Origin of the sequence: Mesorhizobium sp. B2-5-3 (assembly GCF_006441005.1) — a bacterium.
Taxonomy (GTDB): domain Bacteria; phylum Pseudomonadota; class Alphaproteobacteria; order Rhizobiales; family Rhizobiaceae; genus Mesorhizobium.
Map to the genome: position 1 here is coordinate 274,288 of NZ_VFUS01000001.1, position 14,756 is coordinate 289,043.

General features: G+C 64.4%; 14 protein-coding genes. 2 read left to right on the forward strand and 12 right to left on the reverse strand.

Annotated elements, in window-relative coordinates:
• Nucleotides 1–17: 17 nt before the first annotated feature.
• The 4 genes from FJ867_RS01435 to FJ867_RS01450 all read right to left on the reverse strand — a co-directional run bounded on the left by FJ867_RS01435 (nucleotide 18) and on the right by FJ867_RS01450 (nucleotide 3,692).
• Nucleotides 18–794 (reverse strand): FadR/GntR family transcriptional regulator, encoded by a 777-nt coding sequence (locus tag FJ867_RS01435; RefSeq protein ID WP_140816314.1) that lies wholly within the window; start codon nucleotides 792–794, stop codon nucleotides 18–20.
• Nucleotides 795–802: 8 nt separating this feature from the next.
• The gene (locus tag FJ867_RS01440) at nucleotides 803–2,083 is read right to left on the reverse strand and encodes a TRAP transporter large permease (protein ID WP_140560745.1); all 1,281 of its coding nucleotides are present in this window, start codon (nucleotides 2,081–2,083) and stop codon (nucleotides 803–805) included.
• Entirely contained in the window at nucleotides 2,084–2,635 is a 552-nt protein-coding gene (locus FJ867_RS01445; RefSeq protein WP_140816659.1) for a TRAP transporter small permease, read from the reverse strand.
• Nucleotides 2,636–2,714: 79 nt separating this feature from the next.
• The gene (locus FJ867_RS01450; RefSeq protein WP_140492983.1) at nucleotides 2,715–3,692 is read right to left on the reverse strand and encodes a TRAP transporter substrate-binding protein; all 978 of its coding nucleotides are present in this window, start codon (nucleotides 3,690–3,692) and stop codon (nucleotides 2,715–2,717) included.
• A gap of 363 nt (nucleotides 3,693–4,055) precedes the next feature.
• Here FJ867_RS01450 and FJ867_RS01455 point away from each other — a divergent pair, with 363 nt between their 5' ends.
• A complete protein-coding gene (locus FJ867_RS01455) occupies nucleotides 4,056–5,546 on the forward strand; it encodes a mannitol dehydrogenase family protein (protein WP_140816316.1) in 1,491 nt (496 codons plus the stop codon).
• A 53-nt stretch (nucleotides 5,547–5,599) separates the two neighbouring features.
• On the opposite strand, the gene FJ867_RS01460 is transcribed toward FJ867_RS01455, so the two are convergent.
• From FJ867_RS01460 to FJ867_RS01490, 7 genes are all read right to left on the reverse strand, one after another.
• Nucleotides 5,600–6,007 (reverse strand): F0F1 ATP synthase subunit epsilon, encoded by a 408-nt coding sequence (locus tag FJ867_RS01460; protein WP_140492977.1) that lies wholly within the window; start codon nucleotides 6,005–6,007, stop codon nucleotides 5,600–5,602.
• Nucleotides 6,008–6,119: 112 nt separating this feature from the next.
• Entirely contained in the window at nucleotides 6,120–7,706 is a 1,587-nt protein-coding gene (gene atpD / locus FJ867_RS01465; RefSeq protein ID WP_181165201.1) for a F0F1 ATP synthase subunit beta, read from the reverse strand.
• 70 nt (nucleotides 7,707–7,776) lie between these two features.
• The gene (locus FJ867_RS01470) at nucleotides 7,777–8,661 is read right to left on the reverse strand and encodes a F0F1 ATP synthase subunit gamma (protein WP_140492974.1); all 885 of its coding nucleotides are present in this window, start codon (nucleotides 8,659–8,661) and stop codon (nucleotides 7,777–7,779) included.
• A gap of 46 nt (nucleotides 8,662–8,707) precedes the next feature.
• Nucleotides 8,708–10,237 (reverse strand): F0F1 ATP synthase subunit alpha, encoded by a 1,530-nt coding sequence (gene atpA / locus FJ867_RS01475; RefSeq protein ID WP_140492971.1) that lies wholly within the window; start codon nucleotides 10,235–10,237, stop codon nucleotides 8,708–8,710.
• On the reverse strand, nucleotides 10,237–10,797 hold the full coding sequence (locus FJ867_RS01480) for a F0F1 ATP synthase subunit delta (RefSeq protein WP_140492968.1): 561 nt from the start codon (nucleotides 10,795–10,797) through the stop codon (nucleotides 10,237–10,239). The genes atpA and FJ867_RS01480 overlap by 1 nt, the downstream gene beginning before the upstream one ends.
• A 235-nt stretch (nucleotides 10,798–11,032) precedes the next feature.
• Nucleotides 11,033–11,428, reverse strand: a complete 396-nt coding sequence (locus tag FJ867_RS01485; protein WP_140518245.1) for a DUF4345 family protein — start codon at nucleotides 11,426–11,428, stop codon at nucleotides 11,033–11,035.
• A gap of 95 nt (nucleotides 11,429–11,523) precedes the next feature.
• Nucleotides 11,524–12,219, reverse strand: coding sequence for an aspartate/glutamate racemase family protein (locus tag FJ867_RS01490; RefSeq protein ID WP_140816318.1), 696 nt, complete (start codon nucleotides 12,217–12,219; stop codon nucleotides 11,524–11,526).
• 62 nt (nucleotides 12,220–12,281) lie between these two features.
• Between FJ867_RS01490 and FJ867_RS01495 the strand changes: the two genes are divergently transcribed.
• Nucleotides 12,282–12,488 carry a type II toxin-antitoxin system prevent-host-death family antitoxin gene (locus tag FJ867_RS01495; RefSeq protein WP_140492958.1) on the forward strand — a complete coding sequence of 69 codons (207 nt, stop codon included), beginning with the start codon at nucleotides 12,282–12,284 and terminating at the stop codon, nucleotides 12,486–12,488.
• Between the two features lie 6 nt (nucleotides 12,489–12,494).
• Here FJ867_RS01495 and FJ867_RS01500 read toward each other — a convergent pair whose 3' ends face one another.
• Nucleotides 12,495–14,678 carry a primosomal protein N' gene (locus FJ867_RS01500; protein WP_140492955.1) on the reverse strand — a complete coding sequence of 728 codons (2,184 nt, stop codon included), beginning with the start codon at nucleotides 14,676–14,678 and terminating at the stop codon, nucleotides 12,495–12,497.
• Between the last annotated feature and the right edge of the window lie 78 nt (nucleotides 14,679–14,756).

The following is a 14,756-nucleotide window of genomic DNA, read 5'->3' on the forward strand; positions in this document are numbered from 1 at the left end:
TCCTGACTTGAGATGGATCATTCGCCGCCGGCCGCCTTGACCGAGTCGGAATAATAGACCTGCCGCGCATGCAGGCGCTCGCGATAGCGCTGCTGGCTGGCCGAGAGATGCGTGCGCATCGCCTCGCGCGCGGCTTCGGCATCGCCCGATGTGATCGCGTTCAGGATCACCAGATGCTCGCGCTGCAGCCCGCGCTGATAGCTGTCGGACTGCACAAGCTCGGTCGACCAGGGCGAGGTCACATCGCACGGAATGGCGCGCCGGCCGAGCACGTCGAGCATCTCGACATAGAACGGGTTATTGGTGGCGCTGGCGATGGCGCGATGGAAGGCGAGATCGGCCGGACCGGTCGGCTCGCTGGCGAGCAACAGCCGTTCGAAGTCGAAGAAGGCTTCCTGGATCGCCGCCTCCTGGGCCGCGTTGCGGCGGATCGCGGCGAGCCCGGCCGATTCGATCTCGATGGCGAGCCGCACTTCGAGCACGTTGAGTGCGATCGAATCCTTGCTGCCCATATCGGCCGCGAGCGCCCCGAACATCGTCGAGATGTGCTCTGTGACGAAGACGCCGGCGCCCTGCCGCGGCTCGACCAGGCCGTCGGCGGCGAGCTTGGCCAGGGCTTCGCGGATGACGGTGCGGCTGACGCCGAAGGTTTCGGTCAACTGGCCCTCGGTCGGCAGTTTGTGGCCTGGCAGGATCTCGCCGGCCTGAAGCTGCCTGCGGATTGCCGCGACGACGGTCTCCGACAGTTTGGGTTTTCTCTCGACCCTGAGGTCAGCTGCGCTATCCAATGCCATGTCGTCCTCTATTTGAACACGCTCGGCAACCAGAGCGAGATGGCCGGAATATACGTCACCAGCCCGAGAACCACGATACCGGCGCCATAGAACGGCCAGATCGAGCGCATCGCTTCCCAGACCGTGATCTTGCCGACGGCGCAGGCGACGAACTGCACCGTGCCGACCGGCGGCGTGTTCAGCCCGATGCCGAGATTGAGGATGGTGATGACGCCGAAATGCACGGGATCCACGCCATAATGTGTGACCAGCGGCAGGAAGATCGGCGTGCAGATGATGATCATCGGTCCCATGTCCATGAAGGTGCCGAGCACCAGCATCAGGACATTGAGCAGCAGCAGCACGACGAGCGGATCGGTGGAGATCGCATTCATGCCGGCGATCAGCAGCACCGGCACTTTGAGATAGGCCATCAGCCAGCTGAAAGAAGCCGCCGTGCCGATGATCAACAGCACCATCGAAGTGGTGCGCACGGCGCCCTTGGTGGCGTGGACGAAATCGCTCCAGCCCATCGAACGGTAAACGAGGACGGTAACAAGCAAGGCGTAGAGAATGGCGATGCACGAACTCTCCGTCGCTGTGAAGATTCCGGAGCGGACGCCACCGAAGATGATGCCGATCAGGAGCAGTCCCGGAATAGCGATGAGCGCCAGCTGCCCGACGCGCGAAAAACCGGGGAAGGCCTCGACCGGATAGCCGCGGCTGCGGGCGACGAAATAGGCGGTGACCATCAGCGAGGCGGCGAACAAAAGGCCCGGTAGTATGCCGGCGGTGAACAGGTCGGCGATCGAAATCTTGCCGCCCCCTGCGATCGAATAGATGATCATGTTCTGCGATGGCGGCAAAAGCAGCGCGATCAGCGCCGCCATCGAGGTGACGTTGACGGCATAGTCGGCGCCATAGCCGCGTGCCTTCATCTGCGGGATCATCAGCCCGCCGACGGCCGCGGCCTCGGCCACGGCCGAGCCGGAAATGCCGCCGAACAGCGTGCCGGCGATGATGTTGACCTGGCCGAGACCGCCTCGGACATGGCCGACCAGGGAGCCGGCAAAGGAAACGATGCGCTGCGCGATGCCGCCGCGCACCATCAGATCGCCGGCATAGATGAAGAACGGGATCGCCATCAGGGAGAACGCGCTCATGCCCGATTTCATTTGCTGGAACACGACCAGGGGCGGCAGGCCGAGATAGAGGACGGTGGCGAAGGAGGCCGCACCAAGACAGAACGCGATCGGCGTGCCGCCGAACATCAGCAGCGTGAAGACGCCGAACAGGATCCAGAGCTCCATCTAGGCCTCCTGCACCGCCGGCATCTCCGGCACGTCCTCGAGATTGATGTCCTTGTCGATATCGACGCCCGACCAGCGCAGCGCGATGCGCTCGGCCGAGAACAGGCAGATCAGCACGCCGCCGGCGACCAGCGGCAGATAGTCGAAGCCGCCCGGCAGCTCGAGCGCCGGGATGATGGTGTGCCAGGTCAGGCCGACAAGCTTGCAGCCGTACCAGACCATGCCGAATCCGAAGCCGAGCGCGATCAGGTCGGACAGCGTGCGCAACGCTCCCTTGCTGCCTTTCGGCAGGATATAAAGCAGCACGTCGAACCCCATATGGTAGTTCTCCCGCACGCCGACGGCGGCGCCGAGGAAGATGAACCAGTTCATCAGCATGATGGCGCTGGTTTCGGTCCAGCTCGGCGACGAATTGAGCACGAAGCGGAAGAAGACCTGATAGGCGACGAGCGCGGTCATCGCGACCAGCCCGATGCCGGCCAGGTAGAGCGCCCCGTCGCAGATCCTCGAAAGCACGACGCTGAACCGTGGCGGCGCCGTGCTGCTTGTCATTGTCGCCATCTGATCCTCCCGATCGCCGGCCGGTCACGAAGGCGCGGGACGGCGTGCATTGCCCGCCCCGCGGCCGACTTCACTTGGTTGCCTGGACGCGGGCGGCGAGGTCCTTCAGCGCCGGCGTCGACAGGTATTTGTCGTAGACCGGCTTCATCGCGTCGATCAGCGGCTGCTTGTCGATCTCGCTGACCTTGACGCCTGCCTTTTCGACGATGTCGCGGGATTTCTTCTCCTGCGCGTCCCACAGTTCTCGCATCTTGACGACGCTGTCCTTGGCCGCCTGGCGCACGATCGCCTGGTCTTCCGGCGAGAGCTTGTCCCAGCTCGCCTTCGCCATCACCAGCACCTCCGGAACGATCTGGTGCTGGTCGAGCGTGTAGTGCTTGGCGACCTCATAGTGCTTGGCGGATTCGAAGCTCGGCCAGTTGTTTTCCGCGCCGTCGATGACGCCGGTCTCAAGTGCCGAATAGACTTCGCCATAAGCCATTGGCGTGGCGTTGGCGCCCAGTGCGTTGACCATGTCGACGAACACGTCCGACTGGATGACGCGGAATTTCATGCCCTTCAGATCGGCGATCGAGGCGATGTCCTTCTTGGTGTTGTAGAAGGAGCGCGCGCCGGAATCGTAGAAGGCCAGACCGACCAGGTCATGTGCCTCGAAGGCTTTCAGTATGTCGTCGCCGATCGGCCCGTCCATGACATGGCGCATATGTTCGACCGAGCGGAATATGTAGGGCAGCGACGGCACCGCGGTTTCCGGCACGATGCCGTTGAACGGCCCCATCGAGACACGGTTGAGGTCGATGACGCCGGTCTGGGTCTGCTCGATCGTGTCCTTCTCCTCGCCGAGCTGCGCCGAATGATAGACCTCGACCGAATAGCGGCCATCGGTGCGCTGCTTGATCAACTCGCCCATGTATTTCACCGCCTCGACCGTCGGATAGCCGTCGGGGTGCGTGTCGGCCGACCGCAGCACGGTTTGCGCGTTGGCGATGCCAATCAGCAGCGAGCCGAACGCGAATGTAGCCGCCGTCAATTTCGAAAAATGCAACATGACTTTCCTCCCTTTTTCAAAAATCAAGGCGCCGGCTCAGAGCCGGCGCATCACCAGCCCGTCATCCCTGCTCAATCTTGGCCATTTCGGTCAGCATCCGGTGCGGGCGAGCGAGCGTGGACGCGCGTCGGTGCTAAGCAGCAAATCCGCATCTGTCAGTGCCACGGTGATCCTCCCATGAGGCGTTATCGGTAGGGTCGCAAGGAAATAATGTCAACATACAAAAAATGGATTGTTGTATGATGACTTTGACCCGGGAACCGGCCATTGTGTGGGACGGCAGCGGATGTTACGCCGCTGCCGTTTTCCTTCGCCGACCCTACGGGGCGGCTCCCAAAGGCCAATCGGGGACTTCGCACAGCAATGAACAGGCGTCTTTCGAAGGATACGATCGCGACGTTGCCGGCCAGGATCGCCGTGCCGCGTTTTGATCGCGCATCGGTCACGCAAGGCATCGTGCATCTGGGGGTCGGCGCCTTTCATCGCGCCCACCAGGCAGCCTATGTCGACGATTGCCTGGCTGCCGGAGAAACGGATTGGGGCATCGTCGGCGTGTCGCTGCGCAGTGCCGAGACGCGCGATGCGCTTGCGCCGCAGGACGGGCTCTACACGCTGGCGATCCGCAGCGGGGGCGAGGAAAGTCTTCATGTCATCGGCTCCATCGGCGCGATGCTGGTGGCGCCGGAAGATCCCGCCGCCGTGCTGGCCGCGCTGACCGATCCGCGCACCCGCATCGTGACGCTGACCATCACCGAGAAAGCCTATCTGCGGGCCGCCGGCGGCGGGCTCGACGCAGCCCACCCTGATATCGCCCACGATCTGGCGAACCCGCATCTGCCGAAGACCGCGCACGGTTTTCTGGCCGAGGCGCTTGCACGCCGTCGCGCGGCCGGCGTGCAGCCCTTCACCGTGCTCTGCTGCGACAACCTGCCTGCCAACGGGGCGACCTTGCACAGGCTGCTGGTGGAATTCGCCACGCTGCGCGATGCCAGCCTCGGTGAGAAGGGCGCTACCAGGCTTGCCGGCCATATCGCCGACGAGGTCGCGTTTCCCTCGAGCATGGTCGATCGCATCGTGCCGGCCACGACCGATGCCGACCGGGCGCGGATCGCTCTCGAGCTCGGCGTCGACGACGCCTGGCCGGTCATGACCGAGCCGTTCCGCCAGTGGGTGGTCGAGGACAATTTTCCGGCAGGCCGCCCGGCCTGGGAAAAGTTCGGCGTCACCATGGTCGGGGATGTCAGGCCCTTCGAGGACATGAAGCTGAGACTGCTCAACGGTGCGCATTCGGCCATTGCCTATCTCGGCCTGCTCAGCGGACACGCCACCGTCGACCGCGCCTTCGCCGATCCGGCGATCAGGCGCTTTGTCGATGCGCTGTGGGCCGAGGCAATCCCGACGCTGCCCACCGATGCCGGGCTGGATACCGCGAGCTATACGGCAGAGCTTGCCCAGCGTTTCTCCAACACAGCACTTGCCCACCGCACCGCGCAGATCGCCAATGACGGCAGCCAGAAACTGCCGCAGCGCATCATGGCCTCCGCGATCGAGCGCCTCCATTCAGGCGCCGCGCCCGGACATCTCATGCTGGCGGTTGCCGCCTGGATCGCCGCCTGCGAAGCGCGCGGCAAATCCTTGCCCGACGGCCATTTTACCGATCCGCTCGACATGCCGATGACGGCGATCATTGACCGGAATCTGCCCGCTGCCGAAACCGTCGCGGCAGTGTTCGATCTCGCCGGCTTCGCGACCGGGGCGCCTGAGCGGCCAGGATTGATGGACCTTGCGGCCGTCCATCTCGAGCAGTTGCGCCGTGGCGGACCGGCTCAGGCCTTCGCGGCATTGGGCATTTAAAAACAAAAAAGCGAGGCAAGGCCCCGCTTTTCAGTCGACTACTGGTGCCAGCCTCAAGCCGGCAGGATGGCGCCTTCCAGCGTGGTGAGCTGGCTGAGGAATTGTTCGGCCTTCGTGCGCGACCGGTCGTCCTTGGCGTCGGCGGCGTCTTCCCTGGCTTCCTGGATGCGGCGCGCGAGATCGGCGCGGTCGACATCCTTCACCGCGACAGCCGATTCCGCCAGCAGCGTGCAGCCGGCCGGAACGATGTCGGCGAAACCGCCGAAGACGACGTAACGCTCTTCACCGCCCGATGCAGCCTTCACCGTGACGACGCCCGGCTTGATGGTTGTCATGACCGGTGCGTGATGCGCCATCACGGTCATCTCGCCTTCCGCACCCGGAATGACGACTGCCTCGACCTCTGCGGAAACCAGCAGGCGCTCCGGCGAGACCAGTTCGAACTTGAAAGCTTCTGCCATGTCGATTTAGCGAGTAGGGAATAGTGAGTAGGGAAGTAGGGGAAAGGGCAATTGCGCCCGGTCACCTGCCTGCCATTCACTACCGACTACTGACTACTCCCTATTCCCTTGATTAAGCCGCTTCAGCCGCGAGACGCTGTGCCTTCTCGACCGCTTCCTCGATGCCGCCGACCATGTAGAAGGCGGCTTCCGGCAGGTGGTCGTAGTCACCGTTGCAGAGGCCCTTGAAGCCCTTGATGGTGTCGGCGAGGTCGACCAGCTTGCCCGGCGCGCCGGTGAACACTTCGGCGACGAAGAAGGGCTGCGACAGGAAGCGCTCGATCTTGCGGGCGCGGGCCACCGTCTGCTTGTCCTCTTCCGACAGCTCGTCCATGCCCAGGATGGCGATGATGTCCTGCAGCGACTTGTAGCGTTGGAGGATCGACTGCACCTGGCGCGCGACGGCATAATGCTCTTCGCCGACCACCAGCGGGTCGAGCATGCGCGAGGTCGAGTCCAGCGGATCGACGGCCGGATAGATGCCCTTTTCGGCGATCGAGCGGTTGAGCGTCGTCGTCGCGTCGAGGTGGGCGAACGAGGTCGCCGGCGCCGGGTCGGTCAAGTCGTCGGCCGGCACGTAGATGGCCTGCACCGAGGTGATCGAGCCCTTGGTGGTGGTGGTGATGCGTTCCTGCAGGGCGCCCATGTCCGTGGCGAGCGTGGGCTGGTAGCCCACGGCCGACGGGATACGGCCGAGCAGCGCCGACACTTCCGAACCGGCCTGCGTGAAGCGGAAGATGTTGTCGACGAAGAACAGCACGTCCTGGCCCTGGTCGCGGAAATATTCGGCGACCGTCAGGCCGGTCAGGCCGACGCGGGCACGCGCGCCCGGCGGCTCGTTCATCTGGCCATAGACCAACGCCGCCTTGGAGCCTTCGCCGCCGCCCTTCTTGTTGACGCCGGATTCGATGAACTCGTGATAGAGGTCATTGCCCTCGCGGGTGCGCTCGCCGACGCCGGCGAACACCGAATAGCCGCCATGCGCCTTGGCGATGTTGTTGATCAGTTCCTGGATCAGCACCGTCTTGCCGACGCCGGCGCCGCCGAACAGGCCGATCTTGCCGCCCTTGGCGTAGGGCGCGAGCAGGTCGAGCACCTTGATGCCGGTGATTAGGATCTGTGCTTCCGTCGACTGTTCGATATAGGCCGGGGCCGGCTGGTGGATCGAGCGCAACTCGACCGCGTCGACCGGGCCTGCTTCGTCGACCGGCTCGCCGATGACGTTGATGATGCGGCCGAGCATGCCCGGACCGACCGGCACGGCGATCGGGCCGCCGGTGTCGCGTACTTCCTGGCCGCGCACCAGGCCTTCGGTGGAATCCATGGCGATGCAGCGCACGGTGTTTTCACCCAGATGCTGGGCAACTTCGAGAACCAGGCGGTTGCCGACATTGGTGGTCTCGAGCGCATTCAGGATCGGCGGCAGGTGATCGCCGAACTGCACGTCGACCACGGCGCCGATGACCTGCCGGACCTTGCCGACGATGCCGGTGGCCTTGCTGGCCACGGCCGGGGTTTTTACCGCGGCGGCCCTGGTCGGCGCTGCCGCTTTCTTGGCCGGAGCCGCCTTCGCTGCTGCGGCCGGAGCCTTTGCCGGTGCCGCCTTGGCCGGGGCTGCCGCCTTGGGAGCCGCCGTCTTGGGGGTCGCTGCTTTCGCCATCGTCTTTACCCTTTTCGTCCTTTGTTTCTCGCGCGGTCGGATCGAGGCCGTTGACCCCGGGAAACCGCGCCTAGAGCGCCTCGGCGCCCGAAATGATTTCGATCAGTTCCTTGGTGATCTGCGCCTGGCGCTGGCGGTTGTAGGTGATCGACAGCTTGTTGATCATCTCGCCGGCGTTGCGCGTGGCGTTGTCCATCGCACTCATCTTGGCGCCCATTTCGCCAGCCGCGTTTTCGAGCAGCGCGCGGAAAATCTGCACCGCGATGTTGCGCGGAATGAGCTCGGACAGGATTTCACCCGGCTCGGGTTCGTATTCGTAGACGGCGCTGGCGCCGTCAGCAGCCTCGGCCGGAGCTGACGAAGCAGCGGCCGGAATGATCTGCTGCGCGGTCGGAACCTGGCTGATCACCGACTTGAACTGCGAATAGAACAGCGTGCAGATGTCGAAGCCGCCCTCGTTGAACAGGTGGATGACCTTGCGGGCGATCGTGTCGGCATTGACGAAGCCGAGCGTCTTGACCTCGCGCAGGTCGATCCGGTCGAGGATCATCGAGGCATAGTCGCGGCGCAGGATATCGAAACCCTTCTTGCCGACGCAGATGATCTTGACCTGCTTGCCGTCGGCGAGGAGCCTGCGGATGTGGTCACGGGCAAGACGGGCGATCTGCGAATTGAAGCCGCCGCACAGGCCGCGCTCGGCCGTGCAGACAACGAGCAGGTGCACGTCGTCCTTGCCGGTGCCGGTCATCAGCGCCGGGGCATCGCCGCCGCCGCCGATCGCCTGGGTGATGTTGGCCAGCACGGAACCCATGCGCTCCGAATAGGGGCGCGCCGCTTCCGCGGCCTCCTGTGCACGGCGCAGCTTCGCCGCGGCGACCATCTGCATCGCTTTGGTGATCTTCTGCGTCGCCTTGACCGAGGCGATACGGTTACGAAGGTCTTTTAATGAAGGCATGCTTCAAACCTGATCCCGTCTTGTCTCATCCGGACTGGCGCTTCGCTCAGGCGAAGGTCTTGGCGAAAGCGTCGATCTCGGCCTTCAGCTTGCCGCGCAGATCGTCCGACAGCGCCTTTTCCTTGCGGATGGCGTCGAGGACGTCCTTGCCGGCCGAACGCATGTGGCTGAGCAGGCCATGCTCGAACTTGCCGACCTGGTTGACCGGCAGCTTGTCAAGATAGCCGTTGACGCCGGCGAAGATCACCGCGACCTGCTCTTCCGTCTTCAGCGGCGAGAACTGCGGCTGCTTCAGGAGCTCGGTCAGGCGCGAACCGCGGTTGAGCAGGCGCTGCGTGGCGGCATCGAGATCCGAGCCGAACTGCGCGAAGGCCGCCATTTCGCGGTACTGCGCGAGCTCGCCCTTGATCGAGCCGGCAACCTGCTTCATCGCCTTGATCTGCGCCGAGGAGCCGACGCGCGACACCGACAGGCCAACATTGACGGCCGGACGGATGCCCTGGAAGAACAGGTTGGTTTCGAGGAAGATCTGGCCGTCGGTGATCGAGATCACGTTGGTCGGGATATAGGCCGACACGTCGTTGGCTTGGGTTTCGATGACCGGCAACGCCGTCAGCGAACCGTTGCCCATGTCGTCATTGAGCTTGGCGGCGCGCTCGAGCAGGCGCGAGTGCAGGTAGAAGACGTCGCCCGGATAGGCTTCGCGGCCCGGCGGGCGGCGCAACAGCAGCGACATCTGGCGATAGGCGACGGCCTGCTTCGACAGATCGTCGTAGCTGATCAGCGCATGCATGCCGTTGTCGCGGAAATACTCGCCCATGGTGCAGCCGGCGAACGGCGCCAGGAACTGCATCGGCGCCGGATCGGAAGCGGTGGCGGCGACGATGATCGAATATTCGAGCGCGCCGCGCTCTTCCAGCACCTTGACGAACTGCGCCACGGTCGAGCGCTTCTGGCCGACGGCGACATAAACGCAGTAGAGCTTTTCCTTCTCGGGGCCGTTGTCGTGCACCGACTTCTGGTTGAGCATCGTGTCGAGGATGATGGCGGTCTTGCCGGTCTGGCGATCGCCGATGACCAGCTCGCGCTGGCCGCGGCCGACCGGGATCAGCGCGTCGATGGCCTTGAGGCCCGTCGACATCGGCTCATGCACCGACTTGCGCGGAATGATGCCGGGCGCCTTGACGTCGACGCGCTTGCGTTCGGTCGCCTTGATCGGGCCCTTGCCGTCGATCGGGTTGCCGAGCGCGTCGACGACGCGGCCGAGCAGGCCCGGACCGACCGGAACGTCGACGATCGCGCCGGTGCGCTTGACGGTGTCGCCTTCCTTGATGTCGCGGTCGGCGCCGAAGATGACGACGCCGACATTGTCGGCTTCGAGATTGAGCGCCATGCCGCGGATGCCGCCGGGGAATTCGACCATCTCGCCGGCCTGGACATTGTCGAGGCCGTAGACGCGGGCGATACCGTCACCGACGGACAGCACCTGTCCAACTTCGGAGACCTCGGCCTCCTTGCCGAAATTCTTGATCTGGTCTTTCAGAATTGCGGAAATTTCCGCGGCGCGGATGTCCATCAGCCGACCTCTTTCAGTGCAAGCTTGAGCGAATTGAGTTTGGTTTTGAGCGACGTATCGATCTGGCGCGAGCCCATCCTGACCACCAGCCCGCCGAGCAGCGACGGATCGACGGTGACGGAGATGGAAACGTCCTTGCCGGCAACGCTCTTCAGCGCCGCCTTGAGTTCAGTCTGCTGGGCAGCGCTCAATTGGTGAGCCGACGTTACCTCGGCGGTCGTCTCGCCACGATGTTCGGCGGCGATCTGGCGGAATGCCCTGATCATGCCGGGCACGGCGAACAGCCGGCGGTTCTTGGCGACGACGCGCAGGAAATTGCCGGTCAGGCCGGTGATCCCGGCCTTGTCGGCGATCGCCGCGATGGCCTTGGCCTGGTCCTCGCTGGAGAACACCGGGCTGTTGATCAGCCGGGTCAAGTCGGCGCTGCCCGCGAGCATCGCCTCGAAACTGTTGAGGTCGGCTTCGACCTTGGCGACGGAATTCGCCTGCGATGCCAGTTCGAACAGCGAACCCGCATAGCGTTCTGCGACACCTGAGATTGGCGATGACGATTGGGCCACGGACCGTCTTTTCTCTTGTCTGACAGGCCGCAGATTGTTGGCGCGAGCGAAAACTCTGGCTAAATCTTTGACCTTACTGCATTTTTTCAAGCACGGAGGCGCGGCTTCCGCTATCCCCGGCCGAAAGTCGATTGCCGTCTAGCACAGGCCTTTTAAGACCGCAATGCGTCGTTCCGCATGGTTTTCAGGCACTATTGTCGCATCCGGGGACGAAGTCCCTGGATTGCCTGCGGATTCAGGGCAGGAAGCCGAAGGCAAAGGCAAGCGGCAACGCCGCCAGCGCCAGTTCCACGACGATGGAAACCCAGTTGAAGGGCGTGTTGGCGCCATCCGACATCATCGACAGCAACCGGCCGAAGGCGGTGAACAGCCAGGAGAAGCCGAGCGCCATGTAGATCAGCGGCTGCGCCAGCAGGATGCAGCACAGGCCGACGCCGAGATAGAAGCCCGACATGCGGCCGCGCCCTTCGGCGATCGCCGCCGCCTTCTCCGGCTTGACCTGCAAGCGCAGAATGCGGAAGGCAAGCCCCGGCGCCAGGAAAAGCACCAGGCCGAGCAGCACCGTGACGACGGCGCTCGACCAGGCCAGCCATTCGCCCTGGCTCACCGGCCATGGAAACGCAAAATCCATAATGTCCCCTCGTAAATGCCGCTCTGAAATCGCGGGCATTCTAGCGGAGGAAAAGCCGCGCGCCAGATGGCGGCCGGCACTTTAGGCCAAACCCATCAGGAGAGCGCGAAGGCGACCGCCGCTTCAGCATGGATGCGCGTCGTGTCGAAGACCGGAATGTCGAAATCCTGCTGGCCGATCAACATCGTGATTTCGGTGCAGCCCATGATCACGCTGTCGGCATTTTCATCGCGCCGCAGGCGGTTGATCTCGGCGATATAGGCGGTTTTCGATGGCTCGGTGACGATGCCCTGGCAGAGCTCGTCATAGATGATGCGATGGACCATGTCGCGTCCTGCCTGGTCCGGCACGATCGGCTGCAATCCATATGTGTCGGCAAGCCGGCGCTTGTAGAAATCCTGCTCCATGGTGAACCGTGTTGCCAGCAGCGCCGGGCGCCGCATGCCGGCCGCTTTGACCGCGGCTGCGGTGGCGTCGGCGATGTGGGTCAGCGGGACCGATACCGAGGCCTGCACCTGGTCGGCGAGCTTGTGCATGGTGTTGGTACACAAAAGCAGGCCTTCCGCGCCAGCTGACTCGAGCTTGCGCGCGGCATCGACCAGAAGCGCGCCGGCGCCGTCCCAGTCCCCATTGTGCTGGCGCTCGGCGATCTCGGCGAAGTCGAAGGACCACAGCAGCAATTTCGCCGAATGCAGCCCGCCGAGACGCTGCCTCACGAGATCGTTGAGCAGGCGATAATAGATCGCCGTCGATTCCCAGCTCATGCCGCCCAGAAGGCCAAGGGTTTTCAAAACGGTTTCCTTTCCTTGCAGCGACTTATGATACAGTCCAAGGCGATGTTGAGGGCTACTCGATGAAAACAAAATCCAGCAGCAAAGCACGCAGCGAACTGTGCGCCGTGGTCGCTGAAGCCAGCAAAGGCAGCCCGACAACAATCACCAAGCGGGGACGCCCCGTGGCCATAGTGATATCGATCGAGGACGCCCGTCGACTCTATCCTGAAGAGTTTAGGCAACGTCCCGAACTGAAGGACACGACCAGCAATCCGCGCGAACGCTGAGCGACCTTACAAAAAGCTCTGCGGATCGATGTCGACCTGCACCCGGACCGAGCCGCGCTGCTTCGGCCCGTTGGCGAGCATGGTCCGGATAAACCTTTGCATGTCGGCGCGGCGCTCGCCTTGGATCAGCAGGCGGAAACGGTGACGGCCGCCGAGCAGCGACAGCGGCGCTTCGGCCGGCCCGAGCACGAACAGGTCGGATGCCTCGGGCGCGGCACGGCGCAGGCCGCGTGCATGGCCCTCGGCTTCCGCCCGCGTCACCGCGCTGACGATGACGCCGGCCAGCCGGCCGAAGGGTGGCAGAGCCGCCCGCTCGCGCTCGGAAATCTCGCGCTCGTAGAACGCGTCGGCATCGCCGGAGACGATCGCCCGCATCACCGGATGGTCGGGCTGGAAGGTCTGCAACAGGCCGAGGCTCTTCTTGCCGGTGCGCCCGGCGCGGCCGGTCACCTGGCTAAGCAGCTGGAAGGTGCGCTCGGCGGCGCGCGGATCGCCATTGGCAAGGCCGAGATCGGCATCGACGACACCAACCAAGGTCATGTTCGGGAAATTGTGGCCCTTGGCGACGAGTTGCGTGCCGATGACGATATCGGCCTCGCCATTGGCGATGGCTTCCAGCTCCAGCCGCAGCCGCCGCACGCCGCCCATCAGATCCGACGACAAAACGATGGTGCGCGCATCCGGGAAATGTGTGACGACTTCCTCGGCGATGCGCTCGACGCCCGGCCCGCAGGCGACCAGATGATCGAGCGTGCCGCATTCCGGACAGGCTTCCGGACGGCGCTCATTGTGCCCGCAATGGTGGCAGACCAGTTGGCCGCGAAAGCGGTGCTCGACGAGCCAGGCCGAGCAGACCGGGCAACCAAAGCGATGGCCGCAGACGCGGCACAGCGTCAGCGGCGCATAACCGCGCCGGTTGAGGAACAAAAGCGATTGTTCCTGCCTCTCAAGCGTCCGGCGCATGTGGTCGATCAGCACCGGCGACAGGAAGCCGCCGCGTGCCGGCGGCGCGCGCCGCATGTCGATCGCTTTCAGGTCGGGAAGTGCCGCCTCGGCGAAGCGGGCGGACAGCACCGCCCTGGCGTAGCGGCCCTGGCTGGCATTGACGCGGCTCTCGACCGATGGCGTTGCCGATGCCAGCACCACGGGGAAGCCGCCTATATGGCCGCGAACGACAGCCATGTCGCGGGCATTGTAGAAGACGCGGTCTTCCTGCTTGTAGGCGGGGTCGTGCTCCTCGTCGACGACGATCAGGCCAAGCTCCTTGAACGGCAGGAACAGCGCCGAGCGTGCGCCGGCCACGACCCGCACGCCGCCTTCCGCCACCTGCCGCCAGACGCGTTCGCGCATCCTCGGCGGCAGGTCGGAGTGCCATTCGGCGGGCTTGGCGCCAAAACGCTGCTGGAACCTTTCGAGGAAAGCATGGGTCAATGCGATTTCGGGCAGCAGGATCAGCACCTGCTTGCCCCGGTCCAGTGCCGCCGCCACCGCCTCGAAATAAACCTCCGTCTTGCCCGAACCGGTGACGCCGTCGAGCAGTGCGACGTTGAAGCCGCCGCCCGCGACATTGGCGCGCAGCAGCCTTGCGGCTTCGTTCTGGTCGGGCATCAATTCCGGCGCGGCGTAGGCTGGATCAGGCTCCGCCACCACGGGCCGCGGCGGGATCATCACCGTTTCGAACACGCCTTGCGCCTTCAGCCCCTCGATTACCGTCGACGACACGCCGGCCGCATGGGCAAGGCCGGATCGCGTCCAGGCCAGTCCGCCCTCGGCCGTCTCCAGCACGCGGGCCCGCGCATCCGTCATCCGGTCCGGAACGGCCGCGGTTCGCTGCAATCCCTCGATCCACGGTTCCGGATCGAAGGCCTCCGGCGCCCTCAGCAGCATGCGCGCCACCATGCCCGGCGCCGACAGCGTATACTGCGCCACCCAGTCGACGAAACGGCGCATCGCCCGATCGATCGGCGGGCAATCGAAGACCTGTTCGATCGGGCGCAGCTTTTTCGCGTCTACCGTCTCGACCGCGCCGTCCCAGACGATGCCGGCGACCTGGCGAGGCCCGAGCGGCACGCGCACGATCGAGCCCGGCACCACCCGCATGCCGGCGGGCACGGCATAGGTGTAGGGGCGTTCGGCCGGCATCGGCACCAGCACCGGTGCGGCTGCGACAAAGGGCGAATCTTCGATCATGAGGCGTGACCTTGCCCCGACTTTGCTCTAGATCAAAGGGCAACGCTGAACGTGCCTTCCCAAGCACGACGAAATCGT

Excerpts from the sequence above, each read along its gene's own strand:
- FJ867_RS01435 (WP_140816314.1), bottom strand. The coding sequence starts at position 794 with ATGGCATTGGATAGCGCAGCTGACCTCAGGGTCGAGAGAAAACCCAAA.
- FJ867_RS01440 (WP_140560745.1), bottom strand. The coding sequence starts at position 2,083 with ATGGAGCTCTGGATCCTGTTCGGCGTCTTCACGCTGCTGATGTTCGGC.
- FJ867_RS01445 (WP_140816659.1), bottom strand. The coding sequence starts at position 2,635 with ATGACAAGCAGCACGGCGCCGCCACGGTTCAGCGTCGTGCTTTCGAGG.
- FJ867_RS01450 (WP_140492983.1), bottom strand. The coding sequence starts at position 3,692 with ATGTTGCATTTTTCGAAATTGACGGCGGCTACATTCGCGTTCGGCTCG.
- FJ867_RS01455 (WP_140816316.1), top strand. The coding sequence starts at position 4,056 with ATGAACAGGCGTCTTTCGAAGGATACGATCGCGACGTTGCCGGCCAGG.
- FJ867_RS01460 (WP_140492977.1), bottom strand. The coding sequence starts at position 6,007 with ATGGCAGAAGCTTTCAAGTTCGAACTGGTCTCGCCGGAGCGCCTGCTG.
- atpD (WP_181165201.1), bottom strand. The coding sequence starts at position 7,706 with ATGGCGAAAGCAGCGACCCCCAAGACGGCGGCTCCCAAGGCGGCAGCC.
- FJ867_RS01470 (WP_140492974.1), bottom strand. The coding sequence starts at position 8,661 with ATGCCTTCATTAAAAGACCTTCGTAACCGTATCGCCTCGGTCAAGGCG.
- atpA (WP_140492971.1), bottom strand. The coding sequence starts at position 10,237 with ATGGACATCCGCGCCGCGGAAATTTCCGCAATTCTGAAAGACCAGATC.
- FJ867_RS01485 (WP_140518245.1), bottom strand. The coding sequence starts at position 11,428 with ATGGATTTTGCGTTTCCATGGCCGGTGAGCCAGGGCGAATGGCTGGCC.
- FJ867_RS01495 (WP_140492958.1), top strand. The coding sequence starts at position 12,282 with ATGAAAACAAAATCCAGCAGCAAAGCACGCAGCGAACTGTGCGCCGTG.
- FJ867_RS01500 (WP_140492955.1), bottom strand. The coding sequence starts at position 14,678 with ATGATCGAAGATTCGCCCTTTGTCGCAGCCGCACCGGTGCTGGTGCCG.